This is a genomic window from Acidimicrobiales bacterium (assembly GCA_036399815.1).
Classification (GTDB): Bacteria; Actinomycetota; Acidimicrobiia; order Acidimicrobiales; family DASWMK01; genus DASWMK01.
Window position 1 is genome coordinate 1 of sequence record DASWMK010000160.1, and the last position, 18,307, is coordinate 18,307.

Below are 18,307 nucleotides of genomic sequence, written 5' to 3' on the forward strand. Positions count from 1 at the left end.
TGGGCGCCCCCCGGCCGGGTCGTGGTGGCCGTGCACGACGAGGGGCCCGGCCCGGCCGACCCCTACGCCGGCCTCGTCCCCACCGGCACGGGCACCGGCACCGGCGGCTTCGGCCTCCACCTCGCCCACGAGCTGTGCGACGAGGTCACCCTGGAGCGGGGCCCGGACGGCTTCACCGTCCACCTCGTGGCGAAGGTCAGCGGGGGCGGCCCAGCAGGGTCGTGACCTCCGCGCCGGCGCGGAAGATCGTGATGTCGCCGTCCACGGAGACCTTGAGCACGACGTCGGCCGTCTCCGACAAGGTCCTGGCCGCGGCCGTGCGGGCGCCCTCGTGCTGGCTGTCGTTCGACGTGACGATGGCGCCGTAGGCGAGCAGCCGGCCGTGCCGGTCGAGCACGGTGGCCCCGTCGAGCACGGCCAGCCGGGTGAGCGTCTGCTCGTCGAGATCGGCGGCGTCGATCAGGTGGTGCAGCCTGGTCTCGGGCCGCATGGCCTCGGGGTCGATCTCGTGGCGGAGGTCGTAGCGGTCCTTGGGCGACACCGCGCCCTCGAGGCGGGCGGCGTCGCCGGTGATGGCGAGGATGGCGCCGCTCGGCAGGGCGGACACGACGAACGCCGTCCGGGCGACGAGCGCGGCGACGTCGCCGCCGCCGATCATGTCCGCGATCCACGCGCTCAGCTCGAGGGGGAAGGCCGTCCAGTGCTCGCCCCGGCGGACGAGCAGCGGCTGGCCGTCCACGAACGTCCACACGCTGCGGTCGGCGCGGACGAAGAAGCCGACGCCGCCGAGGGCGCGGGTGGCGTCGGCCACGAGCGACCCGCTGCCCACCAGCCCCTCGCCGCTCGTCGGCGGCGGCGCCCCGGGCGCGAGGCGCTGGAAGCGGTGGCGCTGGAGCTCGGTCCTCGCCCGGCCCTGCGGGTCGACCACCAGCACCGAGCGCTGGCCGTCGAACAGCAGCGGCGCCCGCTTGGCCGCCCGCACGTCCACCGGGTAGTGCAGCTCGATGCGGGGCGTGTCGTGCAGGACGTCGGCCACGACCACCCCGTGGGTGACGTCGTGGGCCTCGACCCGGGTGCCGCTCAGCTCCACGAGGAACTCCACGATCTCGGCGACGAGGGTGGCGGCGTCGGGCGCCCCGACCCTCGACGCCAGGTAGGCGGCCAGCACCTCGGCGGCCACCGTGTCCCGCAGCGCCCGGTGCAGGGCGGGGACGAGGGGCTCGCCCGTGCTCGCGCTCGGCCGCAGCCGGGCCGCGGCCCGCAGGCCGGCCGGGGCGATCACCTCGAGCAGCTCGGTGAGCGAGGACCACCGCGACGGCCGCACGAGGTGGGCGAGGCGGTCGTCGAGGCGGACGGTGAGCGTCACCCGCCAGCCGTCGGGCCCGTCGTCCGTCGCCGCGGCGACGCCCGGCGTCGGCGGCGACGCCGGACCGGGCGCCGCCCCCGGTGGCGCGTAGGTCAGGTCGACCGACGCCCCGACGAGCAGCTCGGACAGCGCGTCCGCCACGGCCGCGCCGACCGGGTCGGCGGGCGGGCCGTCGGTCGTCACGCAGTGCAGGGCCACCGGACCAGTGTGGCGGGCGCGGCGGGGTGGGGGCGCGTGACGCCTGTCGGGCCGGGCCTACGATCCGCCGATGCCCGACCGGCCGCGGTCGCCCTTCGACCCCCCGATCGACGAGATGCGGGCCATGGGCGAGCAGGTGCTCGACCTGGCCACCGCCTTCGTCGAGGAGCGCTATGACGCGAGGACGTCGGACTACGAGGGGCTGGCGCCGCTGCTCGACGCCCTGTCCGTCCCGCCCGGCGACGGCCCCACCCCGCTCGCCGACCTGCTGGCCGCCGTGCGCACGGCCGCCGGCAAGGGGTTCGACACGGCCAACCCGGGCTTCGTCGGCTACATCCCCGGCGGCGGCCTCTACGCCGCCGCCCTCGGCGACTTCCTCGCCTGCGTGCTCAACCGCTACACGGGCGTGTCCAACCCGGCGCCGGCGCTGGTGGCGCTGGAGGCCGGCGTGCTGCGCTGGCTGTGCCGGCTGTTCGGCCTGCCCGACACGTCCCAGGGCGTGCTCACCCCGGGCGGGTCCATGTCGAACCTGTCGGCCGTCGTCGCCGCCCGGACGGCTCGCCTCGGTGAGCGGTTCCTCGACGGCACCGTCTACGTGTCCGACGAGGTCCACCACTCGATCGCCAAGGCGGCCCGGATCGCCGGGCTGCCGGCCGGCGCCGTGCGCGTCGTGCCGACCGACGACGACCTGCACCTCCGGCCCGACGCCGTGCGGGCCGCCGTCGCCGCCGACCGGGCCGCCGGGCGGCGACCGTTCCTGCTCGTCGGCAGCGCCGGCACGGTCGGCACCGGCGCCGTCGACCCCCTCGACGACCTGGCCACCCTGGCCGCCGAGGAGGGGCTCTGGTTCCACGTCGACGCCGCCTACGGCGGGTTCTTCCAGCTGACCGGGCGGGGGCGGGCCCGCCTACGGGGCATCGAGCGGGCCGACTCGATCACCCTCGACCCGCACAAGGGCCTGTTCCTCCCGTACGGCACCGGCTGCCTGCTGGCCAGGGACGCGGCCGCCCTGCGGGACGCGCACGAGGTGCACGCCGAGTACCTGCCCCGCCCGTCGGAGCGGGCCGAGCTGCCCGACTTCTCGTCGTTCTCGCCGGAGCTGACCCGCGACTTCCGGGGGCTGCGCCTGTGGCTGCCCCTGCACCTGCACGGCGTCGCCACGTTCGTGCGGGCGCTCGACGAGAAGCTCGACCTCGCCGCCTACGTGCACGAGGAGCTGGCGGCGGTGCCGGCGCTCGACGTGCCGTGGCGACCCGAGCTGTCGCTCGTGGCCTTCCGCCCGCGGGGCGGCACCGACGAGGACGCCGACGCCCTGCTCCACCGCGTGAACGGCAGCGGGCGCATGTGGCTGTCGTCGGCGCCGGTGCGGGGCCGCACCTACGTGCGCATGTGCATCCTCTCCCACCGGTCCCACCCGGACCGGATCAGGGAGGCCGTCGAGATCACCCGGTCGGCGTGCCGCTGAGCTCGAACAGCCGGCGGGGGTTGTCGACCAGCATGGCGTCCACCTGCTCGTCGGTCACGCCCCGCTCCCGCACGTAGGGCAGCACCTCCTCGCCGATGTGGAGGTAGTGCCACTGGGGGAGGAGGGGCATGACGGCCGGCTCGATCCAGTCGATGTAGCAGGCCGCGTCCTGGGACAGGACCATGCGGTCGGCGTAGCCCCGCCGGCACATCTCGACCAGGGTGTCGGCCCGCTGCTCGAAGGAGACCTCCAGGTTGATGCCGAAGCGGTCCATGCCGAGCAGGAACCCGGCGTCGGCCAGCTCGGCCAGGTGGTCGCAGTCGGTGGTGTCGCCGCTGTGGCCGAGCACGATCCGCCCCGGGTCCACGCCCTCCTCGTCGCACAGCACCCGCCTGGCCTCGAGCCCGGTCCTCGTCCCCGGGTGGGTGTGCACGGTGATCGGCGTCCCCGTCCGGTGGTGGGCCCGCGCCACGGCCCGCATCACCCGCTCGACGTCGGGGGTCGGGCCGGGGGTGTCGATGGCGCACTTCAGCATCCCGGCCCGCACGCCGGTGCCGGCGATCCCCTCGGTCAGATCCCGCACGAACAGGTCGACCATCGGGTCGGGCACCTCGGCGCCGACCGCCTCGTTCAGGGCCGGGCCGCGGTGGTGGAAGAAGAACGGGACGGTGTCGTAGGTGTAGAGGCCGGTGGCGACGACGATGTTCAGCTCCGGCACCTGGTCGGCGATGCGCTGCACCCGGGGGATGTAGCGGCCGAGGCCGACGACGGTCGGGTCGACGATCGTTCGGACGCCCTGCGCGGCCAGCGCCTTCAGCCGGGCGACGGCGTCGGCCACCCGCTGGTCCTCGTCGCCCCACTCCTCGGGGTAGTTCTGCTGGACGTCGGCGGTCAGCACGAAGATGTGCTCGTGCACGTAGGTCCGCCCGAGGTCGGCCGAGTCGACCGGGCCGCGGACGGTCGCCACCTCGGTCATGCCGAGCGCAGCTCCTTCTTCAGGATCTTGCCGGTCGGGCCCTTCGGCAGGTCGTCGACCACGTGGACCTGGCGCGGGTACTTGTACGCCGCCAGCCGCTCCCGGCACCAGGCGACGAGGTCCTCGCCGGTGGCCTCGGCGCCCGGCTTCAGCACGACGTAGCCGACCACCTCCTCGCCGAGCTTCTCGTCGGGCCGGCCGATGACGGCGGCCTCGGCGACGGCCTCGTGGGCGTAGAGGACCTCCTCGACCTCGCGGGGGTAGACGTTGTAGCCGCCCCGGATGACGAGGTCCTTCTTGCGGTCGACGATGAACAAGTAGCCGTCCTCGTCCGCGTAGGCGAGGTCGCCGGTGTGGAACCAGCCGCCCCGGAACGCCTCCTCGGTGGCCTCGGGCTTGTTGTAGTAGCCCTTCATCACGTTGTGGCCCCGGATCACGATCTCGCCGACGTGGTCCTGCCCGGGCGGCAGCGGCTCGTCCTTGTCGTCGACGACGCGGACCTCGACCCCCCAGATGGGCTTGCCGATCGACAGCACCTTGCGCTGGTCGGCGCTGACGTTGAACGTCGTGGTGCTGGCCGTCTCGGACAGGCCGTAGCCCTCGAGCACGACGACGCCGGGGAACTTCTCCTCGAAGGCCCGGATGACCTCGCCGGGGATGGCGGCGCCGCCGGACACGCCGACCCGCAGCGACGAGACGTCCCGGCCGGCCAGGTCGGCCCGGAGGAGGGCGAAGTACATGGTGGGCACGCCGGAGAACAGGGTGCAGCGGTACCGCTCGACGGCGTCCAGCACGGTGTCGACGTCGAACCGGGGGACGAGAACGATCGTGCCGCCGAAGCGCACGCTCAGGTTGAGCACGCTCGACAGGCCGAACACGTGGAACAGGGGCAGCACGGCGACGCCGACGTCGTCGTCGCGGAACTCGAACAGCTCCCCGGCGACCGTGCAGTTCATGTAGAGCTGGAAGTGGGTGAGCTCGGCGCCCTTCGGCTTGCCGGTGGTGCCGCTCGTGTAGAGCAGCACCGCGGTGTCGTCGGCCGCGGTCGGCTCGATCTCGCCCAGGTCCTCGGCGAAGTACAGCTCGTCGTAGTGCCGCGTCCCCTCGGGCCGGCGGTCGTTGCCGGGCAGGTTGACGACGTAGGTGGTCACGCCCTCGACCTGCGACGCGCCCTTCACGGCCTCGTCGGCGAAGGACTCGAAGGTGACGAGCACCTTGGCGTCCGAGTCGGACAGGTGGTAGGCGACCTCGGGCGCCCGCAGCAGCGGGTTGAGCGGGACCATCACCAGGCCGGCCTTCAGGATGCCGAAGTAGGTGAACAGGAACTGCGGCAGGTTCGGGAGCTGCACGGCGACCTTGTCGCCCCGCTCGAGGCCGAGGTCCCGCAGGCTCGTGGCCACCCGGCCGGAGATCTCGTCGACCTGCGCGTAGGAGAAGGTCAGGTCGCCGAGGTGGCACAGCGGCTTGTCGGGATGCGCCCGTCGCGACTCGCGCAGGATCGTCGCGAGGTTGAAGCTCATGGTCGTCTCCTGCCGTTCGGGTTCGTGCCGCGCCTCTACCCACCCGGCGCCGGGGCCACCACGAGCTCGGCGGCGCGGGCGGCGAGGCGGTCGTCCCCCGACCCGGCGAGGGCGGTGGCCACGGCCGCCCTCGTGCCGGCGTCGTCGGGGAAGTCGGCGAGGTGGTCGTGGGCGAGGTCGGCGGCCCCGTTCGAGGGCGCCCTCGGCCAGCAGGGCGGCCAGCTCGGCCCGCTGGCGGTCGCGGCGGCAGGAGTCGGTCATGGCGGCCAGGTTGACGGCCGGCGCTGAGCGCCCGCTGGTCGCCCGCTGACCGGCACCCGCCGCGGTTACGTTGACGCGGTGGAGGTCTCCGTGCTCGGGCCCCTCCGGGTGGTCGACGGCGGCGGGCGGGAGGTGCCGGTCAACGGCGCTCGCCTCCGCAGCCTCCTCGTCCTGCTGGCCAGCCGGCCGGGGGCGCCGGTGCCGGTCGCCCACCTCGTGGACCGCCTGTGGGGCGACGAGCCGCCGGCCGGGGTGGCCAACGCCCTCCAGGCCCTCGTGTCCAAGCTGCGCCGGGCCCTCGGGGCCGCCGCCGTCGTCACGTCGCCCGGCGGCTACGCGCTGGCCGTGCCGCCCGAGGCGGTCGACGCCCACCGGTTCGAGCGGCTGGCCGAGGACGGCCGGGCCCTGCTCGCCGTGGGCGAGGCCGGGACGGCGGCCCGGGTCCTGGCCGACGCGCTGGCGCTGTGGCGGGGGCCGGCGCTGGCCGACCTCGTCGAGGCCCAGGGCGCGGTGCCGGCGGCCACCCGGCTGGAGGAGCTGCGGGCCACCGCCGTCGAGGACCGCTTCGACGCCGAGCTGGCCCTCGGCCACCACGCCGCCGCCGTCGCCGAGATCGAGGCGGCGGTGGCCGGGTCGCCCTACCGGGAGCGGCTGCGGGCCCAGCACCTGCTCGCCCTCTACCGGTGCGGCCGGCAGGCCGACGCCCTCCAGGCCTACCAGGACGCCCGCCGGGTGCTCGGGGAGGAGCTGGGGCTGGAGCCGGGGCCCGAGCTGCGGCGCCTGGAGCAGGCCGTGCTGGCCCAGGACCCGGCGCTCGACCCGCCCGCGGCGCCGACCTCGGCCGCGGGGCCGGCCACGGCCGTCGACGGGGCGCCGCCCACGAACCTGCGACCGCCGCTCACCGCGTTCGTGGGCCGGGAGGACGACCTGGCCCGGCTGGCCGACCTCGTGGGCGGCCAGCGCCTGGTCACCCTCGTCGGCCCGGGCGGCGTGGGCAAGACCCGGCTGGGCGTCGAGGCCGCGCTGCGCCACCGGTCGGCGTTCCCGGGCGGCGCCTGGTTCGTCGGCCTCGAGTCGGTCACCGCCGGCAACGCCGCGCTGGCCGTGTCCGACGCCGTCGGGCTGTCGCTGATGGACGCCGTCGGCCCCACGTCGGCCGCCGGCGTCGCCGACCGCCTCCGCGCCCTCCTCGACGACCGCGCCGCGCTCGTCGTCCTCGACAACTGCGAGCACCTCGTCGACGAGGCCGCCGGGCTGGCCGAGGCCCTCCTGTCGGGGGCCGGACGCCTGCACGTGCTGGCCACCAGCCGGGAGCCGCTGCGGGTGCCGGGCGAGGTCGTGTTCGCCGTCCCCCCGCTCGACCGGGACGACGCCGTCACCCTGTTCGCCGACCGGGCCGTCGCCGCCTCCCGGAACCTGGAGTGGGGCGAGGAGGCGGCCAGGGTGGCGGCCGGGCTGTGCGAGCGCCTCGACGGCCTGCCCCTCGCCATCGAGCTGGCCGCCGCCCGCACGAGGGCGTTCACCCTGGAGCAGCTGACCCGCCGGCTCGACGACCGGTTCGGCCTGCTGACCGGCGGGGCGAGGACGGCGGCGGCCCGCCAGCAGACCCTGCGGGCGGTCGTCGACTGGAGCTACGACCTCCTCTTCGACGACGAGCGCCGGGTGTTCGAGCGCCTCGCCGTGTTCGCCGACGGCTGCACCCTGGAGGCCGCGGAGGCGGTCTGCGGCGACGACGACCTGGCGCCCGCCGACGTCGGCGAGATCGTGGCCCGGCTGGTCGACAAGTCCCTCGTCGTCGCCGACGGCACCGGCCGGTTCCGCCTCCTCGCCACCCTGGCCGAGTACGGGCGGGAGCGGCTGGCGGCGAGGGGCGGGCTCGACGACGCCCGGTGCCGGCACGCCCGCTACCTGGTGGGCCTCGTCGAGGTCGAGATGACCCTGCTCGACCCGCCCGCCCAGCGGCGGTGGAGCGACGACGTGCGGGCCGAGCTGGACGACCTGCGGGCGGCCATGGGCTGGGCCGTGCAGGCCGCCGACGCCGAGCTGGCCCTGGTGCTGGCCGGGCGGCTCGGGTGGTTCTGGTGGTACGCCGGGATGCACGGCGAGGCCCTGCCGTGGCTGGAGGCGGCGCTCGCCGTCCCCGGCGACGTGCGGCCCCGGGTGCGGGCCAGGGCGCTGGCCTGGGCGTCGGCGTTCGGCATGGTGGCCGGCGACACCGAGGTGTCCCGGCGCCGGGCGGTCGAGGCCGTCGAGGTCGGGCGGCTCGACGTGGAGCCGACGTGGTTCGCGGCCGTCTGCATGATCGTCGCCTGGGTCCACCTGCGGGCGAGCGAGGCCGACCTGGCCGCCGAGCGGTGCCGGGAGGCGGAGCGGACGTTCGCGCTGCTGGCCGACGAGCGGGCCGATGGGTTCCGCCACGTCGCCGCCTGCGGGGCGGCCATGGCCTGCGGCGACTACGACGACGCCGCCGCCCACGCCGCGCTCGCCGTCGAGGCCGCCCGGCGCCGCGGCGACCCGTGGGCGACGAGCATGGCGATGGAGCGGTGGGGGGAGGCGCTCGACGCCGCCGGCCGCCACGCCGAGGCCGCCGGCGTGGTCGACGAGGCCCGCCGGCTCATGGCGTCGCTCGGCATGCGGGGCCAGGACTGCATGCTCACCGCCCGGCTGGCCGACCTGGTCGACCTGGCCGGCGACCGGGACCGGGCCCAGGCGCTCTACCAGGAGGCGCTGGCGGTGGCGAGGACGGTCGCCGCGCCGATGGGCGAGGCGTTCGCGCTGAACGGCATGGGGATCGCCTACCGGCTGGCCGGCCGGCTCGACGCGGCGCGGGCGGCCCACGACGCGGCGCTGGCCATCTACGAGCGGGTCGGGTCGAGGGGCGGGCGGGGCGCGACGGCCTCGTACCTCGGGCTGCTGGCCACGGCCACCGGCGACCTCGACGGCGCCGAGCGCTGGCACCTCGCCGGCCTGGACGACGCGACCGCGGTGAACGACCCCGAGTCCGTCGCCCTCGCCCTGGAGGGCCTGGCCGACGTGGCCGCGGCGCGGGGCGACGGCGAGGCGGCGGCCCGCCTGCTCGGCCGCTCGGCGGGCACCCGGGCGTCCTGCGCCGTGCCCCGCCCGGCGAGGATTCGCCGCGACGCCGACCGCGTCCGGGCCGCCGTCGGCGCGCTCGTCGGCGACCGCTACGACGCCCTCGCCGCCGACGGCGCGGCGACCCCGCTCGACGCGCTCGTGCGCCCCGAGCTCGCCGCCGCCCGCTGACCCCTCCCCCCTGGAGCGGCGGTGGCCGGGCGCGGCGGTGCCCGGCCCGCCGGGGAGGCGAGCCGGGCACCGGCCGGGGTGGGAGGCCGGGTCAGTCGGCCAGGTTGGCGAGCAGCAGGTCGACCGCTGCCCGCACCTCGAGCTGGTCGGCGCAGTCGACGACCCAGTCGTCGCCGTCGGGTGCCGAGCCGCAGCCGTCGAGGTGGGTGCGCAGCGCCTGGAGCCGCGCGACGGCCAGGTCGCGGCGGCCCGCGGCCAGGCGGAGCTCGGCGGCGTCGAGACCGGCGAGGACGGCCGTCCGCTCGCCCCTGCCCCTGAACGAGGCGTCGGGCAGGCCGGCGACCACGCCGCCGACGAACTCCACGTCCTCGCCGTCGAGCAGGCCGTCGCCGTCGGTGTCGGCGTCGAGCGGGTCGGTGCCGAAGCCGACCTCCTCGAAGTCGGTGAGCTCGTCGTCGTCGGTGTCCGGGTCGAGCGGGTCGGTGCCGTGCACGAGGACCTCGTCGCCGTCGGTGAGCCCCTCGTCGTCGGTGTCCGCGTCGAGGGGGTCCGTGCCGTACAGGTGGACCTCGTCGCCGTCGGAGAGGGCGTCGTCGTCGCTGTCGGCGTCGAGCGGGTCGGTGCCCATGGCGACCTCGTCGCCGTCGTCGAGGCCGTCGTCGTCGGTGTCGGCGTCGAGCGGGCTCGTGCCGTGCAGGTGGACCTCGTCGCCGTCGGTGAGGCCGTCGTCGTCGGTGTCGGCGTCGAAGGGGTCGGCGCCGATGGCGAGCTCGTCGCCGTCGGTGAGGCCGTCGGCGTCGGTGTCCTCGTCGCCGTCGACGATCCCGTCGTCGTCGGTGTCCGCGTCGAGCGGGTCGGTGCCGAGCTGGTCGAGCTCCGCGCCGTCCTCGAGGCCGTCGTGGTCGGTGTCGGCGTCCTTGGGGTTGGTGCCGGTCTCGTAGATCTCCTCGCCGTTGGTGAGCCCGTCGGCGTCGGCGTCGCCGGCGGCCAGGCACGAGTAGTCGACCGTGTAGTGCTTCAGGTACAGGTCGTCCTCGCTGACGTCGTTGTCCAGCATGATCACGTGCAGCTGGCCGGTGATGCCGGGCGAGCCCGGGCCGGTCGCCCGGTTCCACCAGTCGGCGCCCTCGGGCTCCTCGCCCTCGGGGAACTCCGACGTGTCGTAGGCGAAGTTGAAGTCGCCGTAGCCGTTGGTCGACTCGTCCACGAGGTCCCCGGTCGAGTCGAAGAGGTGGACGCCGCCGCGGTCCTCGGGCTGGGGGTCGTCGTAGCCGTTGACGAGGTACAGGTCGCCCCACGGCGTGAACGCCGCGCCCTGCATGTCCTCCATGGGCGGGTCGATCGGGAGGCCGAGCTCGGTGAGGAGCAGCTCGTCGACGAAGGTGAAGGCGTGGCCGACGTCACCGACGGCCAGGGCGTCGAAGTCGACGGTGAACCGGAACAGGCCGTTGGAGCCGTCCTGCACGGTGCCCGTGGCGTGGAGCAGCCCGTTCGCCGGGTTGTAGGCGAGGAACGACGAGTGGCCCGTCCACCCGGCGAGCGGGAACTGGCCGACGTAGCCGAGGTCCGACGTGCGGAACACCGAGATGGCGGAGATGCCCTCGTCGGTGTCCGGGTCGCTGCCGGCGACCGGCACGAACAGGTAGCCGCCCGCCTGGTCGAGGTCCTTGAAGCCCTCGTAGCCGAGGTCCTCGAGGCTCTCGGGCATCTCGACGGCCTTGGCGCCGGAGGGCCAGGTGTCGCTGTCGTCGGGGTCGACCTCCTCGGCGAGGTCGAAGTCGACGGGGAGCTTCAGCAGGTAGGGGTCGGCCTGGGTCGAGAAGAACCAGTGCCCCTCGTCGTGGGCGACGCCCTGCACGTTGTCGGTCCAGTCGAGCTCGTCGTTCGGGTAGTCGCCGAGGAACGTCGTCGCCGGCACGCAGTCGTCGTCGGCGCTCGCCGGGCCGGCGGTGACGGCCGGCAGGGTGACCAGGAGCAGCAGGGCGACGAGGGCCCGCCGCCCCGCGGTTGCAACTCGGATGAGGTCCATGGGCGGAGCGTGCAGATCGCCACTGATCGCCCGCTTACCGCCCGCTGACCGCCGGGCTGGGGCGACGGGTCAGCGCTCGACGCCGAGGGCGTCGGCGGCGTCGGTGAGCGCCCTGAGGTGGGCGTCGACGCCGGGCAGGCCGGCGCCCATGGTGTTGACCGAGACGTGGGTGGCGCCGGCGTCGCGCCAGCGGCCGGCGTGGTCGACGAGGCGGTCGATGCCGCCGTCGCCGAGGGAGACCCTGCCCTCCATGCCGAGCGCCGACGGGTCCCGGCCCGCCTCCCTCGCGCCGGCGTCGACGGCGGCGAGCGCCTCGTCCAGGCGGCGGCCGGGCGGCACCTGCGGGAACCAGCCGTCGGCCAGCCGGCCGGCCCGGCGGTAGGCGGGCGGCGAGCTGGCCCCGACCCAGACGGGGATCGGGCGCTGGGCCGGCAGCGGGGCGATCCCCGCCCCCGTCACCCGGTCGTAGCGCCCCTCGTGGGTGACGCTGCGCTCGGTCCACAGCCGGCGCAGCAGCGGCACCTGCTCGTCCATCCGCCGGCCCCGCTCGGAGAAGTCCTGCCCGAGGGCCTCGTACTCGACGGCGTTCCACCCGAGGCCGACGCCGAGGCGGAACCGGCCCCCGGTGAGCAGGTCGACGTCGGCCGCCTGCTTGGCGACGAGCGCGGTCTGGCGCTGGGGGAGGATGACGATCCCCGTCACCAGCTCGAGCGACGTGATGGCGGCGAGGAAGCCGAACAGCACGAACGGCTCCCGGAACGTGGTGTCGACGTCGTAGGGCCCGTTCCAGCCCCGGTGGACGGCCGGGTCGGCGCCGAGCACGTGGTCGTAGACGAGCACGTGGGTGAAGCCCAGCTCCTCGACGGCGAGGGCGTAGGCCCGCACCGCCCCCGTGTCGGAGCCGAGCTCGGTCTGGGGGTAGACGACGCCGATGCGCACCGCCCCGGTCTAGCCGGGCTGCGAGGATCGGGGCGTGCTCGTCCTCGGCCGTGCCGCCACCGAGTCGCTGCTCGACCCCGACGACCTCCGCAGGGCGGTGGCCGACGCCATGGCCGACGTGAGCGCCGGCCGGGCGTCGATGCCGCCCCGCATCGCGGCCGCGGTCGAGGACCGGGGCGCCATCCTCGCCGCCATGCCCGCCCACCTGCCGAGCCTCGGCGGGCTGGCCGCGAAGCTCGTCACCCTGTTCCCGACCAACGCGGGGACGGCCCTGCCCACCCACCAGGCCGTCGTGGTCGTGTTCGACGCGGCGACGGGGGAGCCGGCCGCCCTCCTCGACGGCACGTCGATCACCGCGGCCCGCACGGCCGCCGGGTCGGCGCTGTCGGTCGACCTGCTGGCCCGCCCCGACGCCGGCGTGCTGGCCATCCTCGGCACCGGCGTGCAGGCCCGGTCGCACGCCGACGCGGTCACCCGCGTGCGGTCGTTCCGGCAGGTGCGGGTGGCGGGGCGGGACGCCGGCCGGGCGGCGGCCCTCGCCGGCGAGCTGGCCGGTCGGCTCGGGGTCGAGGTCGTGCCCGTGGCGAGCTGGGCCGAGGCCTGCGCGGGCGCCGACGTCGTGTGCGCCACCACCCACTCGCCCGAACCGGTCGTCCGCCGGCCGGACCTGGCCCCCGGCGTGCACGTCACGTCGGTCGGCTACAACGTCGGCGGCCGGGAGGTGGACGCCGCCACCGTCGCCGAGGCGACCGTCGTCGTCGAGTCGAGGGCCGCCGCGCTGGCCCCGCCCCCGGCCGGGGCGACCGAGCTGGCCGGCGGGGCCGAGGTGCACGCCGAGATCGGGGAGATCGTCGCCGGCACCCGCCCGGGCCGAACGTCGCCCGAGGAGATCACGCTCTACAAGTCGGTCGGCGTGGCCGCCCAGGACGTGGCCGCCGCCGCCCTCGTGCTCGCCGCGGCGCGCGCCGCCGGGGTGGGCGTCGAGGTCGACCTGTGACCCTGGACCTGGCCGCCGCGGCCGAGGACTACCGGCGGGACGGCGCCGTCGTCCTCCGCGGCCTGTTCGACGCCGACCTGCTCGCCGTGCTGGCGAGGGGCGTGGACCGCAACCTGGCCGAGCCCGGCCCGCTCTGCATCGCCACCGGCGAGCCCGGCCGGGGCCGGTTCGTCGAGGACTTCCGCAACTGGGACCGCATCCCGGAGTACGAGGCGTTCGTGCGGGCCTCGCCCCTCGGCGCGGTGGCCGCCGCGCTGACCGGCTCGGCCGAGGTCCGCCTGTTCCACGACCACCTGCTCGTGAAGGAGGCGGGGACGCCGACGCCGACCCCGCTCCACCAGGACCAGCCGTACTACTGCATCGACGGCCGGCGGAACGTCTCGTTCTGGGTGCCGCTCGACCCCGTGCCCCGCGAGTCCACCCTCGAGCTCGTGGCCGGGTCGCACGCGGCGGGCACGTGGTACCTGCCGCGGTCGTTCGTGGAGGGGACGGCGATGGTGTTCGACGAGGGCACGCTGGCCGAGGTGCCCGACGTGGCCGCCGACCCCGATCGCTTCCCGGTCGTCGGCTGGGCCGTGGAGCCGGGCGACGCCGTCGCCTTCCACATGCTGACCCTGCACCGGGCGGCCGGGTCGGCGGCGCTGCGGCGGGTGTTCGGCGTGCGCTGCATCGGCGACGACGTCACCTACGCGCCCCGGCCGCACCGCACCAGCCCGCCGTACCCCGAGCTGGAGGGGGCGCTGGCCCCCGGCGCGCCGCTGGCCGACGACCGGCTGTTCCCCGTCCTCTGGCCGGCGCCGTAGCGTCGGGGGCATGTGCCGGAACATCACCACCCTGCGGGGCCTCGAGCCGCCCGCCACCGAGGCGGAGATCGAGGCCGCCGCCCGGCAGTACGTGCGCAAGGTCACGGGCGTGCAGAAGCCGACCGGCGAGGCGGCCGCCGCCTTCGAGCGGGCCGTCGGCGAGGTCGCCTCGGTCACCGCCGGACTGCTCGCCGACCTGCCGCCCCGCCGCCAGCCCCCGCCGACCCTCCCGCCCCTCCGCCGCCCGGAGGTGCGGGCCCGCCTGGGCCTCGACGCCTGAGGTCACCCGGCGGGGCGCCCGGCGAGGTGGCCGGCGAGCCCGTCCGGCGTGCGCACGCCGTGGTGGAGGACGGCGTCGTAGAGGTCCCAGCTGGTCACCGTCCGCCCGTACTCGGGGCGCGTGTGCCAGGCGTGCTTCAGCCGGAGGACGGCCACCCTGGCCTCGGCGGTGAGCAGCGGCGGCAGGTCCCGCAGGTGGGCGAGGTCGGGCTGGCGGTCGGGCTCGTCGACGAACCAGACGTCGAGGGTCCACGGGTGGCCGGCGGGCGACCGGTACTCGACGCCCCAGTAGAGCCCGTCCGGGTAGGCGGGGTCGGCGTTCCAGTCGCCCGTGTCGTTGCGGAACCGGGCCTGGCGGACCCGGGGCGACCCCACCAGCCGGTGCCCGAGCAGGAAGACCGCCCCGACGTCGAGGCGCTCGCACACCACGGTGACGTCGAGGTCGCGCCGCACCATGAGCCCGAGCGCGGCGCTGCCGACGAGCACCGGCCGGCCCACGGTGGCGCACAGGGCGAACAGGCCGAGGTCGGCCGCGACCGCAGCGGCCTCGTCCCCCAGCGCCTCGGCCGCCACCAGCAGCTCGTCGTCGGTCATCGTGTCCCCGGTCGGTCGGCGTGCACGGAGGGATGCCGTCTCACGGGCACCGTCCCGACTACCTTCCCGCCGGGAAGGTAGGAAGGGGCGATGGCACGTGTCGGCCTCGTCCTGGGCGCCGGTGGCGTCGTGGGGCAGGCCTATCACGCCGGGGTGCTGGCCGCCCTGGCCCACGACCTCGGGTGGGACCCCCGCACGGCCGACGTGATCGTCGGCTCGTCGGCGGGCTCGGTGACCGGCAGCCTGCTCCGGCTCGGCGTGCCGGCCGAGGACCTGGCGAGGTGGGCCGTCGAGGCCCCGCTGTCGGTCGAGACGTCGCTGCTGCTGGCCCGCATCGGCGGGCCGCCCCGCGACCAGCGGTTCCCCGGCTTCGGGCCCCGCGAGTGGCTGCGCCCGTGGCGGCCGCCGTCGCCCGCGCTGCTGGCCCGGCTGGCCCGCCGGCCGTGGGCCTTCCGCCCGTCGGTGGTGGCGGCCACCATGCTGCCGAGGGGCTGGGTCGACATCTCGGACCGCACCGGCGCGCTCGGCGACCTGGCCGGGCCGGCCTGGCCCGACGGCCTCTGGGTCTGCGCCGCCCGCTGCGACGACGGCGGCCGCGTCGTGTTCGGCCGGCCCGGCTCGCCGCCCGCCACCCTCGGGGCGGCCGTCGCCGCCTCGTGCGCCATCCCCGGCTGGTTCAGGACCGTGCGGATCGGCGGCGTCGACCACTTCGACGGCGGCGTCCACTCGCCGACCAGCGCCGACGTGCTGCGCGACGAGCAGCTCGACGTGGTCGTCGTCGTGTCGCCGATGTCGGCCGCCGGCGGGGTGGCGAGGACGGCCGACGGCGCCCTGCGGTGGGCCGCCCACCGGCGCCTGGAGCGCGAGGTGCGCTGCCTGCGGGACCGGGGCACGGCCGTCGTGCGCATCGAGCCGGGGCGCCGCGCCCTCGAGGCCATGGGCGTCAACGCCATGGCGACCGACCGGTCCGCCGCGGTCGTCCAGGCCGCCTTCCTCGACGCCGGCCGCTACGCGGCGACGCCGGCCATCGCCGACCGCCTGGCCCCCCTGGCCGAGCGGGCCGCCCGCCGCCGCGCCGACGGCTGACCCGTCCCGTCATCCGGCCGGGCGCCGGGCTCCGTACCAGGGGTGGTCGGTCCCCCCGCCGACCGAGCACCCCCGACGATCCGGCCGGCGGCACGCGCCCCAGCGACCCCCGGCCGAGAAGGAGCCCCTCCGATGACGCACCGAGTTCCCCGGCTGGCGGCGGCGGCGCTGGCCATCGGCCTGCTCGCCACGGCGTGCGGCGACGACGCCGGCGACGGCCCGTCCGCCGCCTCCGAGCAGACCACGACCACCACCGCCCACGAGGCCGAGGACCACACCGCCACGGCCACGGGCGCGGCCGGCACCCAGACCGGCGCCGCCGAGCTGCGGGCCGGCCTCACCGCCCTCCTGACCGAGCACGTGTACCTGGCCGGTGGGGCGACCGGCACGGCGATCACGTCCGGGCTGGACTCGGCCGAGACCGAGGCGGCGACCGCCGCCCTGGACGACAACTCCCAGGCCCTGGCCGACGCCGTCGGCTCGATCTACGGCGACGAGGCCGGCGAGCAGTTCCTGTCGCTGTGGCGGGCCCACATCGGGTTCTTCGTCGACTACACGGCCGCCCGGGCCGGTGGCGACGACGCGGCGGCCGAGCAGGCGATGGCCGACCTGGACGGGTACCGGGAGGACTTCGGGGCGTTCCTCGCCTCGGCCAACCCGAACCTGACCAAGGAGGCGGTCGCCGACGAGCTGGCCCCGCACGTGCAGTCGCTGACGGCGGCCATCGACGCCCAGGTGGCCGGTGACCCTGCGGCCTTCGGGCTGCTGCGGGAGGCGGCCGGGCACATGCCCATGACCGCCGCCACCCTGGCCGGCGCGTTCGCCGAGCAGTTCCCCGAGCAGTTCTGATGCGGCGGGCCGCGATCCTCGGGGTCGTGGTCGCCGTCGTCGCCGTCGCCGGAGGTTGCTCCGGCGACGGCGGCGGCGACGGCGGGGCGGCCGCGGCGACGATCAGGACGTTCCGGTTCGCCCCCGACCCCGTCGAGGTCGACGCCGGGACGACCGTCACCTGGACCAACGAGGACGACATCCTCCACAGCGTCACCAGCACCACCGGGGCGTTCGGCGGCGACCTCGACGGGCCCGGCGCCACGTTCGGCTTCACGTTCGAGGAGCCGGGGCGCTACGCCTACGTCTGCCGCATCCACGACGGGATGGAGGGCCAGGTCGTCGTCCGGTGACGACCGCCACCATCCGCCGGTGGGCGCCGCTGCGAACACTCCTCACCATGCCCGACGACCCCGTCGACCAGGCCAGCGACGCCGCCCTCGTCGTCGCCATCGCCCGGTTCCGCCACGAGGCGCTGGCCGAGGCCTACCGCCGCCACGCCGGCAGCGTGCTGGGCCTCGCCCGGCGCCTGCTCGGCGACCGGGCGCTGGCCGAGGAGGTCGTGCAGGAGGTGTTCCTGCGCCTCTGGAACGACCCCGACCGGTTCGACCCCGGCCGGGGGAGCCTGCGCTCGTGGCTGCTCACCCAGGGCCACGGGCGCAGCGTGGACCTGCTGCGGTCCGAGGGGTCGCGGCGGGACCGTGAGGAGCGCGACGCCCGCCGGACGGCCGGTGGCGGCTACGACCTCGAGCACGAGGTGTGGGACCTGGCCGTCGGCGAGTCGGTGCGGCGGGCCGTGGACGGGCTGCCCGAGAAGGAGCGGGCCGCCATCGAGCTCGCCTACTTCGGCGGGCACACCTACCAGGAGGTGGCGGCCATCCTGGGCGACCCGGAGGGCACCGTGAAGAGCAGGATCAGGACCGGGCTCCGGCGCCTCCGCGCCGGCCTCGTCGAGGAGGGGGTGATCGGGACGTGAGCACGCGGGACGACCACGCCGAGGTCGAGGACCTCGTCGGTGCCTACGCCCTCGACGCCCTGGAGCCCGCCGAGCGGGAGGCCGTCGAGCGCCACCTGGTCGACTGCCCGCGCTGCCGGGCCGAGGTCGCCGAGCACCGGGAGACGGCTGCGCTGCTGGCCCACACGGGCGCGGCGGCCCCGCCCGGGGTCTGGGACCGCATCGCCGCCGCCCTGGAGGAGCCGCCCCCGGCCCTGCGGGTCCCGGCGCCCATCTCCCTCGCGTCCCGCCGCCCGGCCGCCTTCCGGGTGGTGGCCGCCGTGGCCGCGGTGGCGGCCGCCGCCGTGGTCGTGCTCGGCGTGGTCGTGGTCGACCAGGGCCGCCGCCTCGACCGGGTGAGCCTCGCCGAGCAGGCGCTCAGGGCCTTCACCGACCCGCGGGCCGAGCACGTCGTCCTGTCGTCGCCGGACGGCGCGGCGGCCACGACGGTCGCCGTGATGCCCGACGGCACCGGCTTCGTCGTCCACGACGACCTGCCCGCCCTGCCCGGCGACGCCACCTACCAGCTGTGGGCCCTCGTCGGCGACGAGCAGGTGTCGGCGGGCGTGCTCGGCCGCGACCCGGGGGTGAGCGAGTTCCGGGTCGACGGGCCCTTCGACGGGTTCGCCGTCACCCGCGAGCGGGCCGGCGGCGCCGACGAGCCGACCCTGCCCCCGGTGGTCGTCGGCTTCGGCGAGGACGCCTGAC

General features: G+C 76.3%; 18 protein-coding genes. 12 read left to right on the forward strand and 6 right to left on the reverse strand.

Annotation, left to right across the window (positions count from 1 at the left end):
• Positions 1–225 (forward strand): ATP-binding protein (locus tag VGB14_11410; protein HEX9993524.1); only part of this gene is annotated, 225 nt, incomplete at its 5' end.
• Here the strand turns inward: VGB14_11410 and VGB14_11415 are convergent.
• Positions 197–1,564, reverse strand: coding sequence for a hypothetical protein (locus tag VGB14_11415; protein HEX9993525.1), 1,368 nt, complete (start codon positions 1,562–1,564; stop codon positions 197–199). The two genes, VGB14_11410 and VGB14_11415, sit on opposite strands and share 29 nt — an antisense overlap.
• Positions 1,565–1,634: 70 nt before the next feature.
• Here VGB14_11415 and VGB14_11420 point away from each other — a divergent pair, with 70 nt between their 5' ends.
• Complete coding sequence (locus tag VGB14_11420; GenBank protein ID HEX9993526.1) at positions 1,635–3,029, forward strand: aminotransferase class I/II-fold pyridoxal phosphate-dependent enzyme; 1,395 nt, start codon at positions 1,635–1,637, stop codon at positions 3,027–3,029.
• Here VGB14_11420 and VGB14_11425 read toward each other — a convergent pair.
• Positions 3,007–4,005, reverse strand: a complete 999-nt coding sequence (locus tag VGB14_11425) for a hypothetical protein (GenBank protein HEX9993527.1) — start codon at positions 4,003–4,005, stop codon at positions 3,007–3,009. The genes VGB14_11420 and VGB14_11425 overlap by 23 nt on opposite strands.
• Positions 4,002–5,525 carry a long-chain fatty acid--CoA ligase gene (locus VGB14_11430; protein ID HEX9993528.1) on the reverse strand — a complete coding sequence of 508 codons (1,524 nt, stop codon included), beginning with the start codon at positions 5,523–5,525 and terminating at the stop codon, positions 4,002–4,004. Before VGB14_11430 ends, VGB14_11425 begins: the two co-directional genes overlap by 4 nt.
• A 24-nt stretch (positions 5,526–5,549) precedes the next feature.
• Between VGB14_11430 and VGB14_11435 the strand changes: the two genes are divergently transcribed.
• Positions 5,550–5,813: a hypothetical protein gene (locus VGB14_11435; protein HEX9993529.1), complete on the forward strand. Its 264-nt coding sequence runs from the start codon at positions 5,550–5,552 to the stop codon at positions 5,811–5,813.
• 51 nt (positions 5,814–5,864) lie between these two features.
• A complete protein-coding gene (locus VGB14_11440) occupies positions 5,865–9,050 on the forward strand; it encodes a BTAD domain-containing putative transcriptional regulator (GenBank protein HEX9993530.1) in 3,186 nt (1,061 codons plus the stop codon).
• Positions 9,051–9,141: 91 nt separating this feature from the next.
• Here VGB14_11440 and VGB14_11445 read toward each other — a convergent pair whose 3' ends face one another.
• Both VGB14_11445 and VGB14_11450 read right to left on the reverse strand, forming a co-directional pair.
• Positions 9,142–11,079, reverse strand: a complete 1,938-nt coding sequence (locus VGB14_11445) for a hypothetical protein (GenBank protein HEX9993531.1) — start codon at positions 11,077–11,079, stop codon at positions 9,142–9,144.
• Between the two features lie 69 nt (positions 11,080–11,148).
• Positions 11,149–12,018 carry an LLM class F420-dependent oxidoreductase gene (locus VGB14_11450; GenBank protein ID HEX9993532.1) on the reverse strand — a complete coding sequence of 290 codons (870 nt, stop codon included), beginning with the start codon at positions 12,016–12,018 and terminating at the stop codon, positions 11,149–11,151.
• Positions 12,019–12,052: 34 nt separating this feature from the next.
• Between VGB14_11450 and VGB14_11455 the strand changes: the two genes are divergently transcribed.
• From VGB14_11455 to VGB14_11465, 3 genes are read left to right on the forward strand one after another with little or no spacing between them, the layout of a single operon-like run.
• A complete protein-coding gene (locus tag VGB14_11455) occupies positions 12,053–13,015 on the forward strand; it encodes an ornithine cyclodeaminase family protein (protein HEX9993533.1) in 963 nt (320 codons plus the stop codon).
• Positions 13,012–13,818 (forward strand): phytanoyl-CoA dioxygenase family protein, encoded by an 807-nt coding sequence (locus VGB14_11460; protein HEX9993534.1) that lies wholly within the window; start codon positions 13,012–13,014, stop codon positions 13,816–13,818. Before VGB14_11455 ends, VGB14_11460 begins: the two co-directional genes overlap by 4 nt.
• A gap of 10 nt (positions 13,819–13,828) precedes the next feature.
• Positions 13,829–14,098, forward strand: a complete 270-nt coding sequence (locus VGB14_11465) for a DUF2277 domain-containing protein (protein HEX9993535.1) — start codon at positions 13,829–13,831, stop codon at positions 14,096–14,098.
• Positions 14,099–14,100: 2 nt separating this feature from the next.
• Here the strand turns inward: VGB14_11465 and VGB14_11470 are convergent, their stop codons facing one another.
• Positions 14,101–14,691: a hypothetical protein gene (locus VGB14_11470; protein ID HEX9993536.1), complete on the reverse strand. Its 591-nt coding sequence runs from the start codon at positions 14,689–14,691 to the stop codon at positions 14,101–14,103.
• A 90-nt stretch (positions 14,692–14,781) separates the two neighbouring features.
• Here VGB14_11470 and VGB14_11475 point away from each other — a divergent pair, with 90 nt between their 5' ends.
• From VGB14_11475 to VGB14_11495, 5 genes are all read left to right on the forward strand, one after another.
• Positions 14,782–15,777 (forward strand): patatin-like phospholipase family protein, encoded by a 996-nt coding sequence (locus tag VGB14_11475; protein ID HEX9993537.1) that lies wholly within the window; start codon positions 14,782–14,784, stop codon positions 15,775–15,777.
• 132 nt (positions 15,778–15,909) lie between these two features.
• Positions 15,910–16,626 carry a hypothetical protein gene (locus VGB14_11480; GenBank protein ID HEX9993538.1) on the forward strand — a complete coding sequence of 239 codons (717 nt, stop codon included), beginning with the start codon at positions 15,910–15,912 and terminating at the stop codon, positions 16,624–16,626.
• Positions 16,626–16,958 (forward strand): plastocyanin/azurin family copper-binding protein, encoded by a 333-nt coding sequence (locus tag VGB14_11485; GenBank protein ID HEX9993539.1) that lies wholly within the window; start codon positions 16,626–16,628, stop codon positions 16,956–16,958. Before VGB14_11480 ends, VGB14_11485 begins: the two co-directional genes overlap by 1 nt.
• On the forward strand, positions 16,955–17,581 hold the full coding sequence (locus VGB14_11490) for a sigma-70 family RNA polymerase sigma factor (protein HEX9993540.1): 627 nt from the start codon (positions 16,955–16,957) through the stop codon (positions 17,579–17,581). Before VGB14_11485 ends, VGB14_11490 begins: the two co-directional genes overlap by 4 nt.
• Entirely contained in the window at positions 17,578–18,306 is a 729-nt protein-coding gene (locus tag VGB14_11495; protein HEX9993541.1) for an anti-sigma factor, read from the forward strand. Before VGB14_11490 ends, VGB14_11495 begins: the two co-directional genes overlap by 4 nt.
• Position 18,307: the final 1 nt, after the last annotated feature.